Annotated in this window: 16 protein-coding genes; 3 read left to right on the top strand and 13 right to left on the bottom strand. The window is 74.3% G+C overall.

Annotated elements, in window-relative coordinates:
- Positions 1-37: 37 nt before the first annotated feature.
- From OOK41_RS09800 to pepN, 4 genes are all read right to left on the bottom strand, one after another.
- Complete coding sequence (locus tag OOK41_RS09800; RefSeq protein ID WP_266264100.1) at positions 38-667, bottom strand: histidine phosphatase family protein; 630 nt, start codon at positions 665-667, stop codon at positions 38-40.
- Positions 664-1,074: a ribosome silencing factor gene (gene rsfS, locus OOK41_RS09795; RefSeq protein ID WP_117672377.1), complete on the bottom strand. Its 411-nt coding sequence runs from the start codon at positions 1,072-1,074 to the stop codon at positions 664-666. Before rsfS ends, OOK41_RS09800 begins: the two co-directional genes overlap by 4 nt.
- Positions 1,075-1,184: 110 nt before the next feature.
- Positions 1,185-1,781, bottom strand: a complete 597-nt coding sequence (gene nadD / locus OOK41_RS09790; RefSeq protein ID WP_117672374.1) for a nicotinate-nucleotide adenylyltransferase — start codon at positions 1,779-1,781, stop codon at positions 1,185-1,187.
- 135 nt (positions 1,782-1,916) lie between these two features.
- Positions 1,917-4,433 (bottom strand): aminopeptidase N, encoded by a 2,517-nt coding sequence (gene pepN, locus OOK41_RS09785; protein ID WP_266264096.1) that lies wholly within the window; start codon positions 4,431-4,433, stop codon positions 1,917-1,919.
- 67 nt (positions 4,434-4,500) lie between these two features.
- On the opposite strand from pepN, the gene OOK41_RS09780 reads away from it, so the two are divergent.
- A complete protein-coding gene (locus OOK41_RS09780; RefSeq protein ID WP_067312494.1) occupies positions 4,501-4,719 on the top strand; it encodes a DUF397 domain-containing protein in 219 nt (72 codons plus the stop codon).
- Between the two features lie 224 nt (positions 4,720-4,943).
- Here the strand turns inward: OOK41_RS09780 and OOK41_RS09775 are convergent, their stop codons facing one another.
- Positions 4,944-5,348 (bottom strand): hypothetical protein, encoded by a 405-nt coding sequence (locus OOK41_RS09775; protein WP_266264086.1) that lies wholly within the window; start codon positions 5,346-5,348, stop codon positions 4,944-4,946.
- A 250-nt stretch (positions 5,349-5,598) separates the two neighbouring features.
- Between OOK41_RS09775 and OOK41_RS09770 the strand changes: the two genes are divergently transcribed.
- A complete protein-coding gene (locus OOK41_RS09770; RefSeq protein WP_266264084.1) occupies positions 5,599-6,690 on the top strand; it encodes a glycosyltransferase family 2 protein in 1,092 nt (363 codons plus the stop codon).
- Positions 6,691-7,039: 349 nt separating this feature from the next.
- Complete coding sequence (locus OOK41_RS09765) at positions 7,040-7,510, top strand: DUF4383 domain-containing protein (protein ID WP_117672366.1); 471 nt, start codon at positions 7,040-7,042, stop codon at positions 7,508-7,510.
- A 39-nt stretch (positions 7,511-7,549) separates the two neighbouring features.
- On the opposite strand, the gene OOK41_RS09760 is transcribed toward OOK41_RS09765, so the two are convergent.
- The 8 genes from OOK41_RS09760 to OOK41_RS09725 form a co-directional block, all read right to left on the bottom strand.
- On the bottom strand, positions 7,550-7,999 hold the full coding sequence (locus OOK41_RS09760; protein WP_117672364.1) for a GNAT family N-acetyltransferase: 450 nt from the start codon (positions 7,997-7,999) through the stop codon (positions 7,550-7,552).
- 107 nt (positions 8,000-8,106) lie between these two features.
- Positions 8,107-9,570, bottom strand: coding sequence for a GTPase ObgE (gene obgE / locus OOK41_RS09755; RefSeq protein ID WP_266264082.1), 1,464 nt, complete (start codon positions 9,568-9,570; stop codon positions 8,107-8,109).
- Between the two features lie 95 nt (positions 9,571-9,665).
- Positions 9,666-9,920, bottom strand: a complete 255-nt coding sequence (gene rpmA / locus OOK41_RS09750) for a 50S ribosomal protein L27 (RefSeq protein ID WP_101412393.1) — start codon at positions 9,918-9,920, stop codon at positions 9,666-9,668.
- 11 nt (positions 9,921-9,931) lie between these two features.
- A complete protein-coding gene (rplU, locus tag OOK41_RS09745; RefSeq protein ID WP_117672360.1) occupies positions 9,932-10,246 on the bottom strand; it encodes a 50S ribosomal protein L21 in 315 nt (104 codons plus the stop codon).
- Positions 10,247-10,536: 290 nt separating this feature from the next.
- Positions 10,537-11,055: a hypothetical protein gene (locus tag OOK41_RS09740; protein WP_266264075.1), complete on the bottom strand. Its 519-nt coding sequence runs from the start codon at positions 11,053-11,055 to the stop codon at positions 10,537-10,539.
- A 121-nt stretch (positions 11,056-11,176) separates the two neighbouring features.
- Positions 11,177-14,383: an Rne/Rng family ribonuclease gene (locus tag OOK41_RS09735; RefSeq protein WP_266264073.1), complete on the bottom strand. Its 3,207-nt coding sequence runs from the start codon at positions 14,381-14,383 to the stop codon at positions 11,177-11,179.
- Positions 14,384-14,521: 138 nt separating this feature from the next.
- Entirely contained in the window at positions 14,522-15,235 is a 714-nt protein-coding gene (locus OOK41_RS09730) for a TIGR03936 family radical SAM-associated protein (protein ID WP_117672353.1), read from the bottom strand.
- A 171-nt stretch (positions 15,236-15,406) separates the two neighbouring features.
- Positions 15,407-17,398 (bottom strand): TIGR03960 family B12-binding radical SAM protein, encoded by a 1,992-nt coding sequence (locus OOK41_RS09725; RefSeq protein WP_117672351.1) that lies wholly within the window; start codon positions 17,396-17,398, stop codon positions 15,407-15,409.
- Positions 17,399-17,444: the final 46 nt, after the last annotated feature.

The following is a 17,444-nucleotide window of genomic DNA, read 5'->3' as shown; positions in this document are numbered from 1 at the left end:
TAGCCGATGTCGGCCCCGCCCGCCCGGGAGCCCGTGGTCAGACCACCTCGGCCGGGGCCGCCCGGGTGATCAGGCCGACATTGTGCGCCCGCAGGTGCCAGCCCCGGGCGTCGTTGTGCCGCAGCTCGGTCCAGTGGCAGTTCTGCAACGGGCCGATCGACCGCAGCACCCCGTGGTCCCAGCCGAGCAGGTGCCCGCAGCCCTGCCGGGCCCCGCCGCCGTGGGTGGCGACGACGACCGTGCCACCGGGCACCGCGTCGGCCGCGTCCTGGAGGGCGGTGCCGACCCGCTTGCCGAGGTCGTCGAGGCTCTCGATGTCCGCGCCCGGGTCCGGGTCGCCGGCCCGCCACCGGGCGTACTCGTCCGGGTACCGCTCGGCCGCCTCGGTGCGCGCGAGCCCCTGCCACCGCCCGAAGTGCCGCTCGCGCAGCCGGGCGTCGGCGCGCACCGGCAGCCCGGTGAGCGCGGCCAGGGCGGCGGCGGTGTCCGCGGCGCGGCTCAGGTCGCTGGCCACGATCGCGTCGGGGCGCAGCGCGGCGAGCAGCGGCGCGGCGGCTACGGCCTGCTCCCGGCCGAGGTCGTTGAGCGGTACGTCGGTCTGGCCCTGCACCCGGTCGGCGGCGTTCCAGTCGGTGTTGCCGTGCCGCCAGACGATCAGTCGGGTCATTCGCCGGCGGCGGGGCCGGCGGAGGCCTCGGCCTCGACCAGGTCCCGGTCGACGAACGGGATCTGCGGGCAGTCCTTCCACAGCCGGTCGAGGGCGTAGAACTCGCGTTCCTCGGTGTGCTGGACGTGCACCACGACATCGATGTAGTCGAGCAGCACCCACCGGCCGCCCCGCTCGCCCTCGCGCCGGACCGGCTTGGCCTTCTCCGGCAGCTCGAGCAACCGCTCCTCGATGGCGTCGACGATGGCCAGCACCTGACGCTCGTTGGGGGCGGCGGCGAGCAGGAACGCGTCGGTGATGGCGAGCTGGTCACCCACGTCGATGATGACGATGTCCTGCGCCTTCTTGTCGGCCGCGGCCTGGGCGGCGGCCATCGCCAGCTCGTGAGCGCGTTCGGAAACTGTCACCGTTCTCCTTCGATCAACCGTGCGACTCTCCAAGCGTCTCACACCCGCCGGCGCGACGACTTGGCAGTTCTGGCCGATTTCCCGGACAAGATGGCATGTATCCGGCGCGATCAGCCGAGATAGAGTCGCCGTTTCGCGATGTACTGCACCACACCGTCGGGCACGAGGTACCACACCGGCTCCCCCCGGGCCACCCGGTCCCGACAGTCGGTCGACGAGATCGCCATCGCGGGCACCTGCACCAGGCTGAGGGTATCGGCGGGGAGGTGCTTGGCGGACAGCTCGAACCCGGGGCGGGTGACCCCGATGAAGTGGGCCAGCTCGAAGATCTCGTCCAGGTCTTTCCAGGACAGGATGCGCTCCAGCGCGTCCGCCCCGGTGATGAAGTAGAGCTGCACCTTCGGGCCGTACTGGGCGTGCAGGTCGCGCAGCGTGTCGACGGTGTACGTCGGCCCGCCCCGGTCGATGTCCACCCGGCTGACCTGGAACCGGGGGTTGGAGGCGGTGGCGATCACCGTCATCAGGTAGCGGTCCTCGGCCGGGGTGACCGGCTGGTCCGCCTTCTGCCACGGCTGCCCGGTCGGCACGAAGACGACCTCGTCCAGCCCGAACCGGTCCGCCACCTCGCTGGCGGCGACCAGGTGGCCGTGGTGGATCGGGTCGAAGGTGCCGCCCATGATCCCGACCCGGCGGGTGTCTTCCTCCATCCGGAGATCGTATGCCGGCCCCGACCGGCCCGAACCGGGCCCCGCGACAGCGCCGCGCCCGCCGACCAGGGCGGGTCCCGACCCGGGGCGGACCGGGCGGGCGGCCCCGGGTCGGGCGGGCGGGCCCGGCCCCGCTCAGGCAGCGGCGGCGGCCACGGCCGTGCGGGCGACCAGTGCCCGGCGCAGGTCGTCGTCCAGGTCGGTGACCACCCGACGCAGGCCGGCGGGAAGGTCGTCGCGGGCCAGCAACGCCGCCGCCAGGTCCCGGGTGGGCTGCGCCACGGCGTACCGGGGGAAGGCCAGGTGCGCGACGGACTCGGCGACCCAGGCGGTACGCCGGGGCCACGCCACCGGCATCTCGGCGAAGTACCGCGCCACGTACGGGCCGGTCAGCTCGGCCTGGTCGGGCTGCCAGAAGCCCTCCGCGACGGCCCCGACCAGCCGACCGGACAGCTCGGTGTTGCGCACCACGATCTCCCACGCCGCCGCCTTGGCAGCCGGGTCGGGCAGCGCGGCCCGGCACCGGGCGGCCCGCTCGGCGCCGGCGGCGCTCAGGTCGGCCGCCGCCTCGGCGGCGATCTCGGCCTCCCCGGCCGCACCGAGCACCACCAGCCGGCCGAGCAGCGACCAGCGCAGCTCCGTGTCCACGGCCAGCCCGTCGGGCACGCCCCGGCCGGCCAGCCAGCCGGTCAGCAGGTCGACGTCGGTGGTCGCGTCGATCAGGGCCCGCGCGGCGGCCAACTGCCGGGACCCGCCCGCCCCGGCGGTGGCGAGCATCCGCTCGCCGGCCCCGGCGAGCCGGAGCAGCGCCGCCTCCCGGGCCAGCGGGTCGAGGTAGCGGTCGACCAGCGGCCGGACCGACCGCAGCACGTCCTCGACGATGACCACCTCGGTCTCGCCCGGCAGCGCGGCGTCGACCAGCCCCACCAGCCCGGCGACCGGCCGCTCGCCGTCGGTGGCGGCGTCCAGCGCCTCGCCCCAGAGCAGGGCCCGGGCCAACGGGTCGGTCACGGTCGGCAGCACCAGCGGTACGGCGTCCGCCGAGGCGGGGTCGAGACGGATCTTGGCGAAGGTGAGGTCCCCGGCGTTGGGCAGCAGCAGCCGGGCGGCCGGCTGGCCGACCAGCCCGGCGAGGACCGTCCGGCCCCCGTCGGCGTCCGGATCGAGGTCGACCTCGACCCGGGTGACGGTGCCGTCGGCGTCGTACCGGTCGACGCCGATCCGGTGCGGGCGCAGCACCGGGTGGGTGGCCGGGGCGGTCTGCACGATCGCCGCCTGCGCGTACCGGCCGTCGGCGTCGACGGCGACCTCGGCGCGCAGGGTGTTCACCTGGGCCCGACGCAGCCAGCGCCCGGCCCAGCCGGACAGGTCCCGGCCGCTGGCTGCGGAGAGGGCGCCGAGCAGGTCGGCGAGGGTGGCGTTGCCGAACCGGTGCGCCGCGAAGTGCGCGTTCAGCCCGGCCAGGAAAGCCTCGTCGCCCACCCACGCCACGAGCTGACGCAGCACGCTGGCGCCCTTGGCGTACGAGATGCCGTCGAAGTTGAGCAACGCCAGGGCCGAGTCGGCGACCTCCTCGGGCGCGACGGGATGGGTGGACGGACGCTGGTCGGCCGCGTACCCCCAGCCCTTGCGGCGCAGCGCGAAGGTGGTCCACGCCCGGCCGAACCGGGACGCCTCGGCGGTGACCCGGGTACCCAGGTACTCGGCGAACGACTCGTTCAGCCACAGGTCGTCCCACCAGCGCATGGTGACCAGGTCGCCGAACCACATGTGCGCCATCTCGTGGGCGATCGTGGTGGCCCGCTGCTCGCGCTGGGTGTCGGTGACCGCCGAGCGGAAGACGAGGTCGTCGCGGAAGGTCACCAGGCCGGGGTTCTCCATCGCGCCGGCGTTGAACTCCGGCACGAACGCCTGGTCGTACTTGCCGAACGGGTAGCGCTCGGCGAACAGCTCGTGGAACCGGTCCAGGCACTGCCGGGTGACGGTGAGGATCTCCTCGGCGTCGGCGTCCAGGTGCTCCGCCAGCGACCGCCGGCACCAGAGGCCCAGCGGGACGCCGTCGTGCTCGGCCCGGCGCACGTGCCACGGCCCGGCGATCAGCGTGACCAGGTACGGCGCCAGCGGGGCCGTCGGGGCGAACTCCCAACGCCCCGGCCGGGGGTTGGCGGCCAGCTCGCCGTTGGCCGCGACCGCCCACTCCGCAGGGGCGGTGACGGCGAGGGTGACCGGGGCCTTCAGGTCCGGCTGGTCGAAGGCGGCGAAGACGCGCTGGGCGTTGTCCAGGAAGGACGTGGCGTACAGGTACGTCTCGCCGTCGGCGGGGTCGACGAACCGGTGCAGCCCCTCGCCGGTGTTCGAGTACGCCATCTCGGCCTCGACGACAAGCGTGTTGGCCTCGGCCAGCCCGGCCAGCGCAAGCCGGTTGTCCACGAGGGTCCCGGGATCGAGGTCCCGGCCGTTCAGGCGTACGGCCCGCAGTCTCGCGGGGCTGACCTCGACGAACGTCTCCGCCCCGGGGGTCGCCCGGAAGCTGATCGTGGTGTGCGAGCGGAACCGCTCGTCGCTTCCCGTCACGTCGAGGTCCACCTGGTAGGACTCGACGGTAATCAACGCGCCACGCGCGGTCGCCTCTACATGGCTCAGGCTCGGCATCCGCTTATCCTGCCCGATGGGGAACCACACTTGCTTCCCGATACGCTCTGCAATGGAGGAATCAACAATGGGTCAGCACCCCAAGGGCGACTTCGACCTGTCCCGGGCGGTCTGGCAACGGGCCGAGGGCGACACCTCGGACAGCGCGGTCGAGGTGGCCTTCGTCGATGATCTGATCGGCATGCGCAACTCCGCCGAGCCGGACGGCCCCGTGCTCGTCTTCACCCAGGCCGAGTGGGACGCCTTCGTCGCCGGCGCCCAGGACGGCGAGTTCGACCTGGACTGAGCCGATCGAGACAGGCCAGTCGAGACAGGCCGGTCGGCGCGACGGCCGGTCGGGACAGGCCAGTCGATGTGACGGCTGGTCACCCGCGACGTCGACCTCCCGTCGGCGGCGGGGTGGCGCACCCCGATCGGGTCGCCACACCGCCGCCGACGGGGCAGGCGACGGTCAGCCCGGGCAGGTTGCCGACCGCCTCGACGCAGTAGCCGCACCTCGCCTGGCCCCGCTCAGTCGCCATCCCCCCAGCCCAGGCCGCCCGGGCCCGGCGCGTGGTGGAAGCCGGGATGGCCGGCCACGTCGGCACACCGCTCGCGGTCCGGGCCGACCGCCCCGCAGAACAGCCGCTCGGCCCGGTGCCAGGCGTCGGCCGGGGACAACGCGGCGGCCCCGAGGGCCAGCTCGGGGCGGAGCACGCTCAGCCCCTCCGCGTACGCGACGGCCAGCTCGCGGGCCCGGTCGGCGCCGTCGGCCGCGAACCCGAGGTGCACCGTGAAGTGGCGCGGCGGCGCCTGCCGCCGGGGCGGGGCGAGCAGCGGGCGGTCCGGTACGCCGATCCCGCCGCCCGCCGGGCCGACCCCCAACCCGTCGACCGCCCGCCGCTCCCGCCAGCGCCGCGACCCGTTCTCCCGCATGCGGTCCTCCCCGTCCTCGCCGACCGCGGGCCGCCCGTCGGCCCGTGCGATCCAGCGAACCAGGTTTCCGCCGCCCGGGGAGGGGCCAGCCGGGCGCGGATCCGCTGGCCCCTCCCCGGGCCGGCGACGTGCGGGATGCTGAAGGTCCGGCCGCCACAGCGACATGTTCCGGCCGAGCGCCGGGCGTTTGGCCAGCCGAGATGCGGGCATCCACTGCGGCCCCGGCCGATCGACACCACGGGAGGCACCGGTGCCCTTCGACGTCAGCGCGGCCGGCCGGCGGGCCGCCGTCCCCGACGGGGCGGACGCGGCACGGGCGGTGGGCCGGCCGGGGGGCCTCGCGGACGCCGCCCCGGTCCGCCGCCGGCTCCCCGTCGAGTACGTCCTGCCGCTGCGCTGGTCCGGCGACGCCGGGCTGGCCGAGCTGACCGGCTACCTGCGCGGACTGGGCCGCCTCGTCGACGTGACCGTGGTCGACGGCTCCGCCCCCGACGTCTTCGCCCGGCACGCCGCCGCGTGGCGGGGCCTGGTACGCCACCTCGCCCCCGACCCGGCGGTGCGCGGCGGCAACGGCAAGGTCGTCGGGGTGCTGACCGGGGTGGCGGCGGCCCGGCACGAGCATGTGGTCATCGCCGACGACGACGTCCGCTACGACGAGGCGGGGCTGCGCGCCGCGCACCGGCTGCTCGACGGCGTCGACCTGGTCCGCCCGCAGAACCACTTCGACCCGGTGCCCTGGCACGCCTGGTGGGACACCGGCCGGATCCTGCTCAACCGCGCCCTCGGCGCGGACTGGCCGGGCACCCTGGCCGTGCGCCGGAGCACCTTCGTCGCGATGGGCGGGTACGACCCGGACGTGCTCTTCGAGAACCTGGAGCTGGTCCGCACCGTGCGGGCGTACGGGGGCACCGAGGCGGCCCCGCCCGGGCTGTACGTCCGCCGACTCCCGCCGAACGGCGCGCACTTCCGCGGGCAGCGGGTCCGCCAGGCGTACGACGACCTGGCCCAGCCGGCGCGGCTGGCGACCTCGCTGGCGGTGCTGCCCGCCGTGCTGGCCGCACTGGCGGCCCGCCGGCCCGGCCTGCTGCTCGGCGCGGCGGTGGCCGTGGTGGCGCTCGCCGAGGTGGGTCGCCGCCGGGCCGGCGGGGCGAGGGTCTTCCCCCACACGGCGGCGCTGGCCGCCCCGCTGTGGCTGGTTGAGCGCGGCGTCTGCTCGTGGCTCGCCGTCGCCCACCGGGGGCTGGGCGGCGTGCCCTACGCCGGTGCCCGCATCACCCGCGCCGCCAACTCCCCCGGCGCCCTGCGGGCGAGGCGGAACGCCCGGTCGACGCCCGAGGCGTAGCGGGGCCCACGCACCCGCACCCGTACCCGACAGCTCGCGGCCGTTGACCCGGTCGGCGGCCTGGTGGGCCAGCTCGGTCACCGGGCCGGCCTGACCGCCCTGCTGTGCCATCGAGCGCATCTCGTCGGCCAGCGAGCGCAGCCCGCCGGCGGCCCGGCGCTGCTGCTTACCCGGTCTGGCCGACAAGCTGGTCGCGTGCCTGACCGTAGAGGTTGATACCGCCGGCGTCTTTTTGACCTACCCCCGGTCCGGCCCTCCATGCCTGATTCCTGATTTCTCTGCGGAGTGTGTGAGTGCGCACACAGAATGGAGGATCGTCGGGAGCTGCCGATCCACGGAGGTGACAGCGATGGCGCACGGGACCCCCAAGCCCCGGGTGCGGCAGGCCGCCGCCGCGGTGGCCGCGCTGTTCATCCTGCTCGGCGTGCTCGGCTTCGTCCCCCGCGTCACCACCGGGTACGACGATCTGACCTTCGCCGGGCACACCTCCGGCGCGAAGCTGTTCGACCTGTTCCAGGTGTCGATCCTGCACAACGCCCTGCACCTGATCTTCGGGCTGGCGGGGCTGGTCCTGGCCCGCAGCGTCGGCGGCGCGCGGCTCTTCCTGGCCGGCGGCGGGGCGATCTACCTCGGGCTCTGGCTCTACGGGTTCGCCATCGAGTTCTCCGCCGAGCACAGCGCGGCCAACTTCGTCCCGCTCAACGGCGCGGACAACTGGCTGCACCTGGCGCTCGGCTTCGGCATGCTCGTCCTGGGCCTGCTGCTGTCCGAGCGGGCCGGCACGGGCGGCCGGCTGGACAACCCGATCGACCGTCCCTGACCGCCCCCGGGCGGTCCGACGCCACCGCGGGTACGGGCCTCAGGCCGCGACCGGAAGGCGCTTGGCGAAGCAACGGCTGTACGGGTTGGCGACGTACTCGCCGTACACCGGGATCGGGGCGTACCCGCCGGAGGTGTAGAGGCCGATGGCGGCCGGCAGGTAGCTGCCGGTCTCCAGCCGGATCTCGGCGTACCCCTGTTGGAAGGCCAGCTCCTCCAGGGCGGCCAGCAACTGCCGGGCGATCCCCCGCCCCCGGTACGCGGGTCGGACGTACATCCGCTTCAGCTCCCCGGTGCGCGGGTCGAGCTCCTGGATGCCGCCGCAGGCGACGGCCCGGCCGGCGGCCACGACCGCGAGGTAGCGGATGTCGTCGTGGGTGACGGTCACCTGCCCGTCCAGGCCGCCGTCGGCCTCCCGCAGTTCCCGCTGCTGGGCCGTGACCAGAGCGGCGATCTCCGGGTCGGTGGTGGGCCGCGATTCGATCAGCATCCCGAGACCGTAGGCCGGCCGGATTTCCTCCAGGTTTCCGGCGGGCGACCCGGCGGCGGAGCCCAGCGAGCGGTTCGTCGTCAGGCCGCCTGCCCGGACCGCCGGGGCTATTCGTCGAGGTCGGCGTCGGACTCGTCGTCCGCCGCGCCGGTGGCCAACTCGTCGGCCGGTCGCTGCCGGCGGGCCTTGCGCGCGGCGAGCCGGTCGGCGGCCGAGGCCCGGGACGACTTCTCCTCCAGCCGCACGTCGGTTCCCCGGTTGCCCGGGACGAAGTCGACCCCCGCGTAGAGGGTGGGCTGCCAGTCGAACTCGCGCTCGCCGATCCGCACCAGGTCGCCGGGGTTCGCCCCGGCCCGGGCCAGCTTGTCCTCGACGCCGAGGCGGGCCAGCCGGTCGGCCAGGTACCCCACGGCCTCGTCGTTGTCGAAGTTCGTCTGCCGCACCCAGCGCTCCGGCCGGACGCCCCGGACGGTGAACGAGCCGTCCGGCTCCGCCTCGATGGTGAAGCCGGTGTCGTCGACCGCCTTCGGGCGGATGACGATCCGGGTCGGCTCGGCCGGCGGCGCGGCGGCGCGGCCCTGCTCGACCAGCTCCGCCATGGCGAACATCAGCTCCTTGAGGCCCTCGCGGGTGGCCGCGGAAACCTCAAAGACCCGCAGGCCGCGGGCCTCCAGGTCGGGGCGGACGATCTCGGCGAGGTCCCGGCCGTCCGGCACGTCGACCTTGTTGAGGGCGACCAGGCGGGGCCGGTCGGCGAGCCCGCCGTACTCGGCGAGCTCGGCCTCGATGGAGTCGATGTCGGCCAGCGGGTCCCGGCCGGGCTCCAGGGTGGCGGTGTCGATCACGTGCACCAGCACCGCGCAGCGCTCGACGTGCCGGAGGAACTCCAGCCCGAGGCCCTTGCCGGTGGCCGCCCCGGGGATCAGGCCGGGCACGTCGGCGACGGTGAAGGTGTGGTTGTCGACCCGGACCACGCCCAGGTTGGGCACCAGCGTGGTGAACGGGTAGTCGGCGATCTTCGGCCTGGCCGCCGAGATGACCGAGATCAGCGACGACTTGCCTGCCGACGGGAAGCCGACCAGGCCCACGTCGGCGACGCTCTTGAGCTCCAGCACCACGTCGAGCTGGTCGCCGGGCTCGCCCAGCTCGGCGAAGCCGGGGGCCTTGCGCCGGGCGTTGGCCAGCGAGGCGTTGCCCCGGCCACCCCGGCCGCCCCGGGCCACCTCGAAGGTGGTGCCGGCGCCGACCAGGTCGGCCAGCACCTTGCCGTCCGGGGTCTGCACGACGGTGCCGTTGGGCACCTTGAGCACCAGCTGACGCCCGTTCGCGCCGTCCCGGTTCGAGCCCGCGCCGCCCTTGCCGTTCTCGGCCTTGACGTGCGGGTGGAAGTGGAAGTCGAGCAGGGTGTGCACCTGCGGGTCGACGACCATGGTCACGCTGGCGCCGTGCCCGCCGTTGCCGCCGTCCGGGCCGCCGAAAGGCTTGAACTTCTCCCGGTGGATCGAGACACAGCCGTGCCCGCCGTCGCCGGCCTGCAGGTGCAGGACGACCCGGTCCACGAACATCGTCACGTCGTCAATCCTTCCGGCGGGATGCGCCCCGCGCGTACGAGAAAAAGGCAAAGCGGGCCGGGACCTACCGGTCCGCGGCCCGCGACGCCTTCGAGCTACTGCTGCGGCACGATGCTGACGGTCTTGCGACCGCGCCTGGTGCCGAACTGGACCGAGCCGGCGGCCAGCGCGAAGAGCGTGTCGTCGCCACCACGGCCGACCAGGTCACCGGGGTGGAACTTGGTGCCACGCTGCCGGATGAGGATCTCACCCGCGCTGACGACCTGACCACCGAAGCGCTTCACGCCGAGCCGCTGGGCCGCGGAATCACGGCCGTTGCGCGAGCTGGACGCACCCTTTTTGTGAGCCATCTGAGGACGACCTACTTCCCGCTGGAGATGCCGGTCACCTTGACCTGGGTCAGCGGCTGACGGTGACCCTGGCGCTTGTGGTAGCCGGTCTTGTTCTTGAACTTGTGGATCTTGATCTTCGGGCCCTTGGTGTGCGCGGCGATCTCGCCGGACACCGCGACATCGGCAAGCTTCGTCGCGTCGGTCACCAGGTCGTCACCGTCGACGAGGAGCACCGCGGTGAGCTTCACCGCGTCGCCGGGGGCACCGGCGAGCTTCTCGACCTCGATCACGTCGCCCTCGGCGACCTTGTACTGCTTGCCGCCGGTCTTGACGATCGCGTACATCGGAGGCGGACTCCCTGTCGTTGAGGCTGCTGGCGGTCGTTCCCTCGGCGGCTCGCCGGGTAGCAGAGGCACGGCGGCGCGGGCACGGGGGAACTCGGCACACCAAAGTGCGCCGCAAGATAGCCTACGCCATCGGCGGGCCCACGCCCAAACGGGGCTCCCCGTTCCCGGCGTTCCCGCCGGTCACCGGGACCAGGACGGACGCGGGCGGCCACCGGGACCGGGCGGGCGCGGGCGGCCACCGGGACCGGGCGGCCCCTCCCCGGGCGGTGCGGAAGAAGCTCCGCCCCTCAGCGGGCGCAGAGCTGGTCGAGGCGCTGCTGGAGCTCGTCCAGCTCCTCCTCGTCGATCGCGTCCACGTCGGTGCCCAGGGTGCCGACCTCGCTGGCCAGGTCGGCCAGCAGCGTCCTGAGCTGCGGGTCGGTGGCCCGGGCGGACTGCTGCCGCAGCGCGGTGCGCCAGCCGGCCAACGCGGCCTCGGCCCGCTTCCGGGCGGCCTCCGCCGTCGCGCTGTCGTTCGCCCCGACCGCGCCGATCATCCGGCCCAGCTCCGCCACGTACGTGCGGACCGCCGCGCCGCTGGCCTGCTGGGCGGTGGCGCAGACCTCCGGGCCGTTCCCGCCGGCCGGCCCGCTCGGCCCGGGCGACCCACCGGCCGCGCCCGGCCCGGCTCCCGCCGCCCCCGGGGTGGCCCCGGCCGCCGGCGGTGAACCGCTCGGTCCGGGCTCGGAACCGGAGCGCTCGGCGGAGCAGGCCGCCCCGGCGGACAGGACCGCCACGGCGACGGTGAGGGCGAGCAGACGACGCATTCTTCTTCTCCTGACCGGGGGGTGGCCGATCCTAACCGGGGCCGGGAAGACCGACAGGGCCCCGCCCACCGGTGCTGTTGCCGGGGGAGGGGCCCTGCGGGACGCGCGGGAGGTCAGCCGGTCACGGGCGGGTGCGCCGCCGGGTACCGCCCCGGCGGGACCGGCGCCGGCCGACACCGCCCTCGTTGTCGCCGTCGGCCTCGTCGCCCAGGGCGTCCGGGTCGTCGGCCCCGGCCAGCCGGGCGGACTCGCCCTGCTGGCTGTCCAGCACGGCCGGCGCGGCAGCCGTGTCCGCCTCGTACCGGGACAGGTCGTAGCCCATGGTGTCGTGGTACTCGGCGTCCGCGCTCGCACCCGGCACCTCGGGAGCCTCGGTCACCTCGGCCACCTCGACCACCGCGCGCTCCGGCGTGGCGCTCTTGCGGGCCCGCCGCCGCGACGGTGCCCCACCGACCTGCTCGGCCGGGGCGGGGGCGGTGACGGCCGAGGCGACCGCCTTGACCTTCTCCCCCGCGCCCCCGGAACGCGGCTTCTCCGGCACCGGCTCGGTGTGGATGACCACGCCACGGCCCTTGCAGCAGTCGCAGGTCTCGCTGAACGCCTCCAGCAGCCCCGCGCCGATCCGCTTGCGGGTCATCTGCACCAGGCCCAGCGAGGTGATCTCGGTGACCTGGTGCTTGGTGCGGTCCCGGCCCAGGCACTCGGTGAGCCGGCGCAGCACCAGCTCGCGGTTCGACTCCAGCACCATGTCGATGAAGTCGATCACCACGATGCCGCCGATGTCCCGCAGCCGGAGCTGGCGGACGATCTCCTCCGCCGCCTCCAGGTTGTTGCGGGTGACCGTCTCCTCCAGGTTGCCGCCCGCGCCGGTGTACTTGCCGGTGTTGACGTCGACCACGGTCATCGCCTCGGTCCGGTCGATCACCAGGTGACCGCCGGAGGGCAGGAAGACCTTCCGGTCCAGACCCTTGAGGATCTGCTCGTCGATCCGGTACTCGGCGAACACGTCGCTGGTGCCGACGTACCGGCGCACCCGGTCGACCAGGTCCGGCGAGACGTGCGAGAGGTACGAATCGACCATCCCGTACGACTCGTCGCCCTCGATCACCAGCTCGCGGAAGTCCTCGTTGAACAGGTCCCGCACGACCCGGATGACCAGGTCCGGCTCCTCGTAGAGCAGCACCGGGGCGCCGCCCTCGGCCGCCTTGGCCTGGATGTCCTCCCACTGGGCCTGGAGCCGCTTGACGTCGCGGGCCAGTTCGTCCTCGCTCGCCCCCTCGGCGGCGGTCCGGACGATCACGCCCGCGCCGTCGGGGACCAGCTTCTTGAGCACGTCGCGCAGCCGCTTGCGCTCGGTGTCGGGCAGCTTGCGGCTGATGCCGGAGGCGTTGCCGTTCGGCACGTACACCAGGTGCCGGCCGGACAGGGCGATGTGGCTGGTCAGCCGGGCGCCCTTGTGCCCGATCGGGTCCTTGGTGACCTGCACCAGCACCGAGTCGCCGGACTTGAGGGCGTGCTCGATCGAGCGGGCCCGGCCCTCCAGGCCCGTGGTGTCCCAGTTCACCTCGCCCGCGTACAGCACGGCGTTGCGACCCCGGCCCACGTCGACGAAGGCCGCCTCCATGCTCGGCAGGACGTTCTGCACCTTGCCGAGGTAGACGTTGCCGGCCATCGTGCCGGAGGAGTTGCGGGTGACGTAGTGCTCGACCAGCACGCCGTCCTCCAGGACGGCGATCTGGGTGCGGTCGCCGCGCTGGCGCACCGCCATCACCCGGTCGACCGCCTCGCGGCGGGCCAGGAACTCCGACTCGCTGAGGATCGGCGGACGGGTCCGCCGCTGCTCCCGGCCGTCGCGGCGGCGCTGCCGCTTCGCCTCCAGCCGGGTCGACCCGGAGACGCCCTGCACCTCGTCGACGGCCTTGCGCGGCTCGCGGATCTTCACGACGGTGGGCACGCCGTCGTCGGCCCCTCCGTCGTTCTCCCCGGCGCCCCGCCGCCGACGACGGCGGCGGCGCCGGGTCAGCCCGTCCCCGTCCCCGTTCTCCTCGCCCTCGTCCTCGTCCCCCTCGGCCTCAGCCTCGGCGGCCTCCTCCTCGGCCTGGGCCGCCTCCTCGGCGTCCTCGTCGTCGGAGTCTTCCGCGCCACCCTTGCCCCGGCCCCGGCCCCGGCGGCCACGCCGGCGGCGCCGACGGCCGGCGGCGGTCTCGTCCTCGTCCTCGTCCTCTTCGCCCTCGGCGGCCTCGTCGGCCTCCTCGACGGCGGGCTCCTCGACGGCCTCCGCCACCTCGACGGCCTCGGCCGGCTCGGCCTCGCGGCGACCGCGGCGACGCCGGCGGGTCGGCTCGGCGGGCTCCTCGGCCGGCTCCTCCTCGGTCACGACGGGCACCACGACCCGGACGACCGGGGTCTCCTCCGGCTGGGGGGCCATGAAGAGCACGGTCGGCGCGGAGAGCGCGGCCCGACGCCGCCGGGTCTTCGGCTCTGCCGGCTCGGCTGCCTCGCCCGGCTCGGCCGCCTCGACGGGCTCGGCCGTCCTGGCCGGCGGCCCGGCGGGCACGGCCACGCCGGGCGGGACCTCCCCGGCACGCCTCTGCGCGCCCCTGGACCGGGTGCCGGCGGTGGCCGGGCGGTCGGCCTGCGCCTCGGCGGCCCGGGCGGCCTCGTCGGCCTCCTCCTCGGCCGGCGCCGCGCCGTCGACCGGCGCCTCGGCCGGCTCGGGCGCGGACGTGGTCCGGTCGGCGGCGGGCGCGGACGACGCCTCCGCCGGGGCGGTGGCCGGCGCGGCGGCCGCCTCCACGGTGGGCTCGGCCGGGGCCTCCGCCGCGGGCGCGGTGGCCTTGCGGCGGCGGGTCCGGGTCACCTTCACCGGGGGTACGACCTCGGCGGACGCCTCCACCGCGCCGGCCGCGACGACCGGTTCCTCCGCTGCCTCCGCCGCCTTCGCCGGGGTCGCCTTGCGGCGGCGGCGCGGCGTCTTCGGGGCCTCCTCCAGCTCACCGGCGATCGGGGCGAAGACCTCGGCCTGGGGGGCCTCGCCGCTGGTCGAGCCGGCGGAGGTGGACGCCTCCACCGGCGCGTCGGTCCGCTCCGGCTGGTTCAGCGGGGCGGCCCGCCGCCGGGTGGCCCGCTTACGGGGCGGGGTGGCCGGCGCCTCGGTGGCCGGTTCCCCACCGGGCGCCTGCTGGGCGGCGGTGGGGCCGCCGACCGGGGCGGCACCCTCGGCGGCGCCGGTGACGGTGCCACCGGCGTCGGTGACGGTGCGGTCAGCGGTCTCGCCGGCCGGCTGTGAACCGGTCCGTTCGCCGCCCTCGGGCTCGTTCTCGAGCATGGACGTTCTCCAGTTCTGGCTGCCCCGGGCGCGGTTGAGCGCTGCCACGCAGGGTCGCCGCAAAAGTGTTTCCGCCGGGCGCGCGAGGTGCGCGACCGCCGAAGTCTGCCTGCCTGAACGTTGACCGACGGTCAACGCTCATACGATGGCTGCCCCGTCGCGATCCGCGTCCAACGGATCCACGATCGCGCCCTGCGCGGTCAACGTGCCCTGCGCCAGCCGGATCACCCTCGGTGACACCGGCGGCTCCAGGTCGGCCACCGCGCGGAGGCCGGAAAGGACGTCATCGGGTCGTACGGACGGGGTGACCTGCCGGACGACCAGTTCGAGTATCGCACACGGTACGGCCGCAGCCCCGGAAGGCGTCCGCAGAGGGGCGATCACATCGATACTGATGACTGCCGCACGGGCGTCGAAGGTACGCCGTCCCTGTTTGGTCAGCCGCTCGACCTGGACCTCCTCGGCGGCGGTGAAGGCGGCCACCGCGCGTCCCAGCACGGCCGGGTCGACCTCCGGCAACTCGATACGCCAGTGCGACGCCTCGATCCGGTCGGCAAGACCGCCGCCGGAGGCGACGACGGCGTCCAGGACGTCGAGGCCGGGCGAGAGGGCGGCGTCCAGCGCGGCCCGTAGCCGCTCCGGGTCGACCGGCTCGCGGAGCCCGATCTCGAGGTACTCCGCCTCGCTGGCCACGCCGGTCGGGGCGGCACTGGCGTAGGAGATCTTGGGATGTGGGGTGAAGCCCTGCGAGAAGGCGATCGGTACGCCCGCCCGGCGCAGCGCCCGCTCGAAGGCACGGGCGAAGTCGCGGTGCGAGGTGAACCGCAGCGGTCCACGCTTGGCGTACCGGATCCGGACACGCTGGACGACCGGGGCCTGGCCGCCCTCCGGCTGTGGTTTCCTGCTGATCGTCGTGCTCCTCGGACTCAGAACCGGTTGGTCGGGCGGGTGCCGTCGCCGACACGCCGTGACCGTGACGACACCTACCTGGTCAACGCAGCGGGCGACAGGGCCGGCCGTGGGTCAGGGGTGGGTGGGGGTGGGCACCTTCATGCCGGCGCCGTTGATCGGGGTGAGCGGGAGCAGCTTCTTGCCCGTCGGGCCGATCTGGATCTCGGTGTCCATGGACGGGCAGACCCCGCAGTCGAAGCACGGGGTCCACCGGCAGTCGTCCTGCTCGTACTCGGACAGCGAGTCCTGCCAGTCCTGCCAGAGCCAGTCCTTGTCCAGGCCCGAGTCCAGGTGGTCCCAGGGCAGGACCTCCAGCTCGTCGCGCTCCCGGGTGGTGTACCAGTCCAGGTCCACGCCGAAGGCCGGCAGCACCTCGGCGGCGGCGTCCACCCAGCGCTGGTACGAGAAGTGCTCGCTCCAGCCGTCGAACCGGCCGCCGTTCTCCCAGACCCGGCGGATCACCGCGCCGACCCGGCGGTCGCCGCGGCTGAGCAGGCCCTCGATCAGCGACGGCTCGCCGTCGTGGTAGCGGAAGCCGATCGCCCGGCCGAGCGAGCGGTCCGAGTTGATCTCCTGCTTGAGCAGCTTCAGCCGGTGGTCGATGACCTCCGGCCGCTCCATCGCCGCCCACTGGAACGGGGTGTGCGGCTTCGGCACGAACCCGCCGATGGAGACCGTGCAGCGGATGTCCTTCGAGCCGGTGGCGGCCCGGCCCGCCTTGATGACCTCGTGGGCCATCCGGGCGATCTGGAGCACGTCGGAGTCCGTCTCGGTGGGCAGGCCGCACATGAAGTAGAGCTTCACCTGCCGCCAGCCGTTGGTGTACGCGGTGACGACGGTGCGGATGAGGTCCTCCTCCGACACCATCTTGTTGATCACCTTGCGGATCCGCTCCGACCCGCCCTCGGGGGCGAAGGTCAGGCCGGTGCGCCGCCCGTTGCGGGACAACTCCTGGGCCAGGTCGATGTTGAACGCGTCCACCCGGGTCGACGGCAGCGACAGCGACACGTTGGTGCCCGCGTACTGCTCGGCCAGGCCGGAGCACATGTCGCCGATCTCGGAGTGGTCGGCCGAGGACAGCGACAGCAGGCCCACCTCGTGGAAGCCGGAGAACTCCAGCCCCTGCTGCACCATCTGCCCCACCGTGGTGATCGACCGTTCCCGGACCGGCCGGGTGATCATGCCGGCCTGGCAGAACCGGCAGCCCCGGGTGCAGCCCCGGAAGATCTCCACCGCGTACCGCTCGTGCACGGTCTCGGCGAGCGGGACCAGGGGCTTCTTCGGGTACGGCCAGGCGTCCAGGTCCATCGTCGTGCGCTTGTGCACCCGGAACGGCACGTCCGCCCGGTTCGGCACGACCCGCTGGATCCGCCCGTCGGGCAGGTAGTCCACGTCGTAGAAGCGCGGCACGTAGACGCTCTCGGTGCGGGCCAGCCGCAGCAGCAGCTCGTCGCGCCCGCCCGGAGAGCCCTCGGCCTTCCACTCCCGGACGATCGTGGTGATCTCCAGGACCGCCTCCTCGCCGTCGCCGAGCACGGCGGCGTCGACGAAGTCGGCGATCGGCTCCGGGTTGAACGCGGCGTGCCCCCCGGCCACGATCACCGGGTCGGCGTCGGTGCGGTCCGCCGCGAACAGCGGGATGCCGGCCAGGTCGATCGCGGTGAGCAGGTTGGTGTAGCCCAGCTCGGTGGAGAAGGAGACACCGAACACGTCGAAGTCGCGCACCGCGCGGTGGGCGTCGACGGTGAACTGCGGCACGCCGTGCGCGCGCATCAGCTTCTCCAGGTCGGGCCAGACCGCGTACGTCCGCTCGGCGAGCACGTCGGGCAGCTCGTTGAGGACCTCGTACAGGATCTGCACGCCCTGGTTGGGCAGCCCGACCTCGTACGCGTCGGGGTACATCAACGCCCAGCGGACGGTCGCCGCGTCCCAGTCCTTGACCACCGCGCCCAGCTCGCCACCGACGTACTGGATGGGCTTGGTCACCTGGGGCAGCAGCGGCTCCAGCCGGGGCCAGACGGAGTTGGCCGCGGCGGGGCGCGGGGTGGTGGACGGGACGCTCATGATGCCCAAGGGTACGCGTCCGTCCACCGGCCGCCGCGTCGCATCC

The organism is Micromonospora sp. NBC_01655 (assembly GCF_026339755.1).
Classification (GTDB): Bacteria; Actinomycetota; Actinomycetes; order Mycobacteriales; family Micromonosporaceae; genus Micromonospora.
Note: the sequence above shows the minus strand (reverse complement) of the source record. Positions and strands in the feature narration are given on the sequence as shown.

Bases quoted from the DNA above. Each gene is read 5' to 3' on its own strand.
- OOK41_RS09800 (WP_266264100.1), bottom strand. From the start codon at position 667: ATGACCCGACTGATCGTCTGGCGGCACGGCAACACCGACTGGAACGCC.
- OOK41_RS09725 (WP_117672351.1), bottom strand. From the start codon at position 17,398: ATGAGCGTCCCGTCCACCACCCCGCGCCCCGCCGCGGCCAACTCCGTC.
- pepN (WP_266264096.1), bottom strand. From the start codon at position 4,433: ATGCCGAGCCTGAGCCATGTAGAGGCGACCGCGCGTGGCGCGTTGATT.
- OOK41_RS09775 (WP_266264086.1), bottom strand. From the start codon at position 5,348: ATGCGGGAGAACGGGTCGCGGCGCTGGCGGGAGCGGCGGGCGGTCGAC.
- rplU (WP_117672360.1), bottom strand. From the start codon at position 10,246: ATGTACGCGATCGTCAAGACCGGCGGCAAGCAGTACAAGGTCGCCGAG.
- OOK41_RS09735 (WP_266264073.1), bottom strand. From the start codon at position 14,383: ATGCTCGAGAACGAGCCCGAGGGCGGCGAACGGACCGGTTCACAGCCG.
- OOK41_RS09760 (WP_117672364.1), bottom strand. From the start codon at position 7,999: ATGCTGATCGAATCGCGGCCCACCACCGACCCGGAGATCGCCGCTCTG.
- OOK41_RS09780 (WP_067312494.1), top strand. From the start codon at position 4,501: ATGGGTCAGCACCCCAAGGGCGACTTCGACCTGTCCCGGGCGGTCTGG.
- OOK41_RS09740 (WP_266264075.1), bottom strand. From the start codon at position 11,055: ATGCGTCGTCTGCTCGCCCTCACCGTCGCCGTGGCGGTCCTGTCCGCC.
- nadD (WP_117672374.1), bottom strand. From the start codon at position 1,781: ATGGAGGAAGACACCCGCCGGGTCGGGATCATGGGCGGCACCTTCGAC.
- rpmA (WP_101412393.1), bottom strand. From the start codon at position 9,920: ATGGCTCACAAAAAGGGTGCGTCCAGCTCGCGCAACGGCCGTGATTCC.
- OOK41_RS09765 (WP_117672366.1), top strand. From the start codon at position 7,040: ATGGCGCACGGGACCCCCAAGCCCCGGGTGCGGCAGGCCGCCGCCGCG.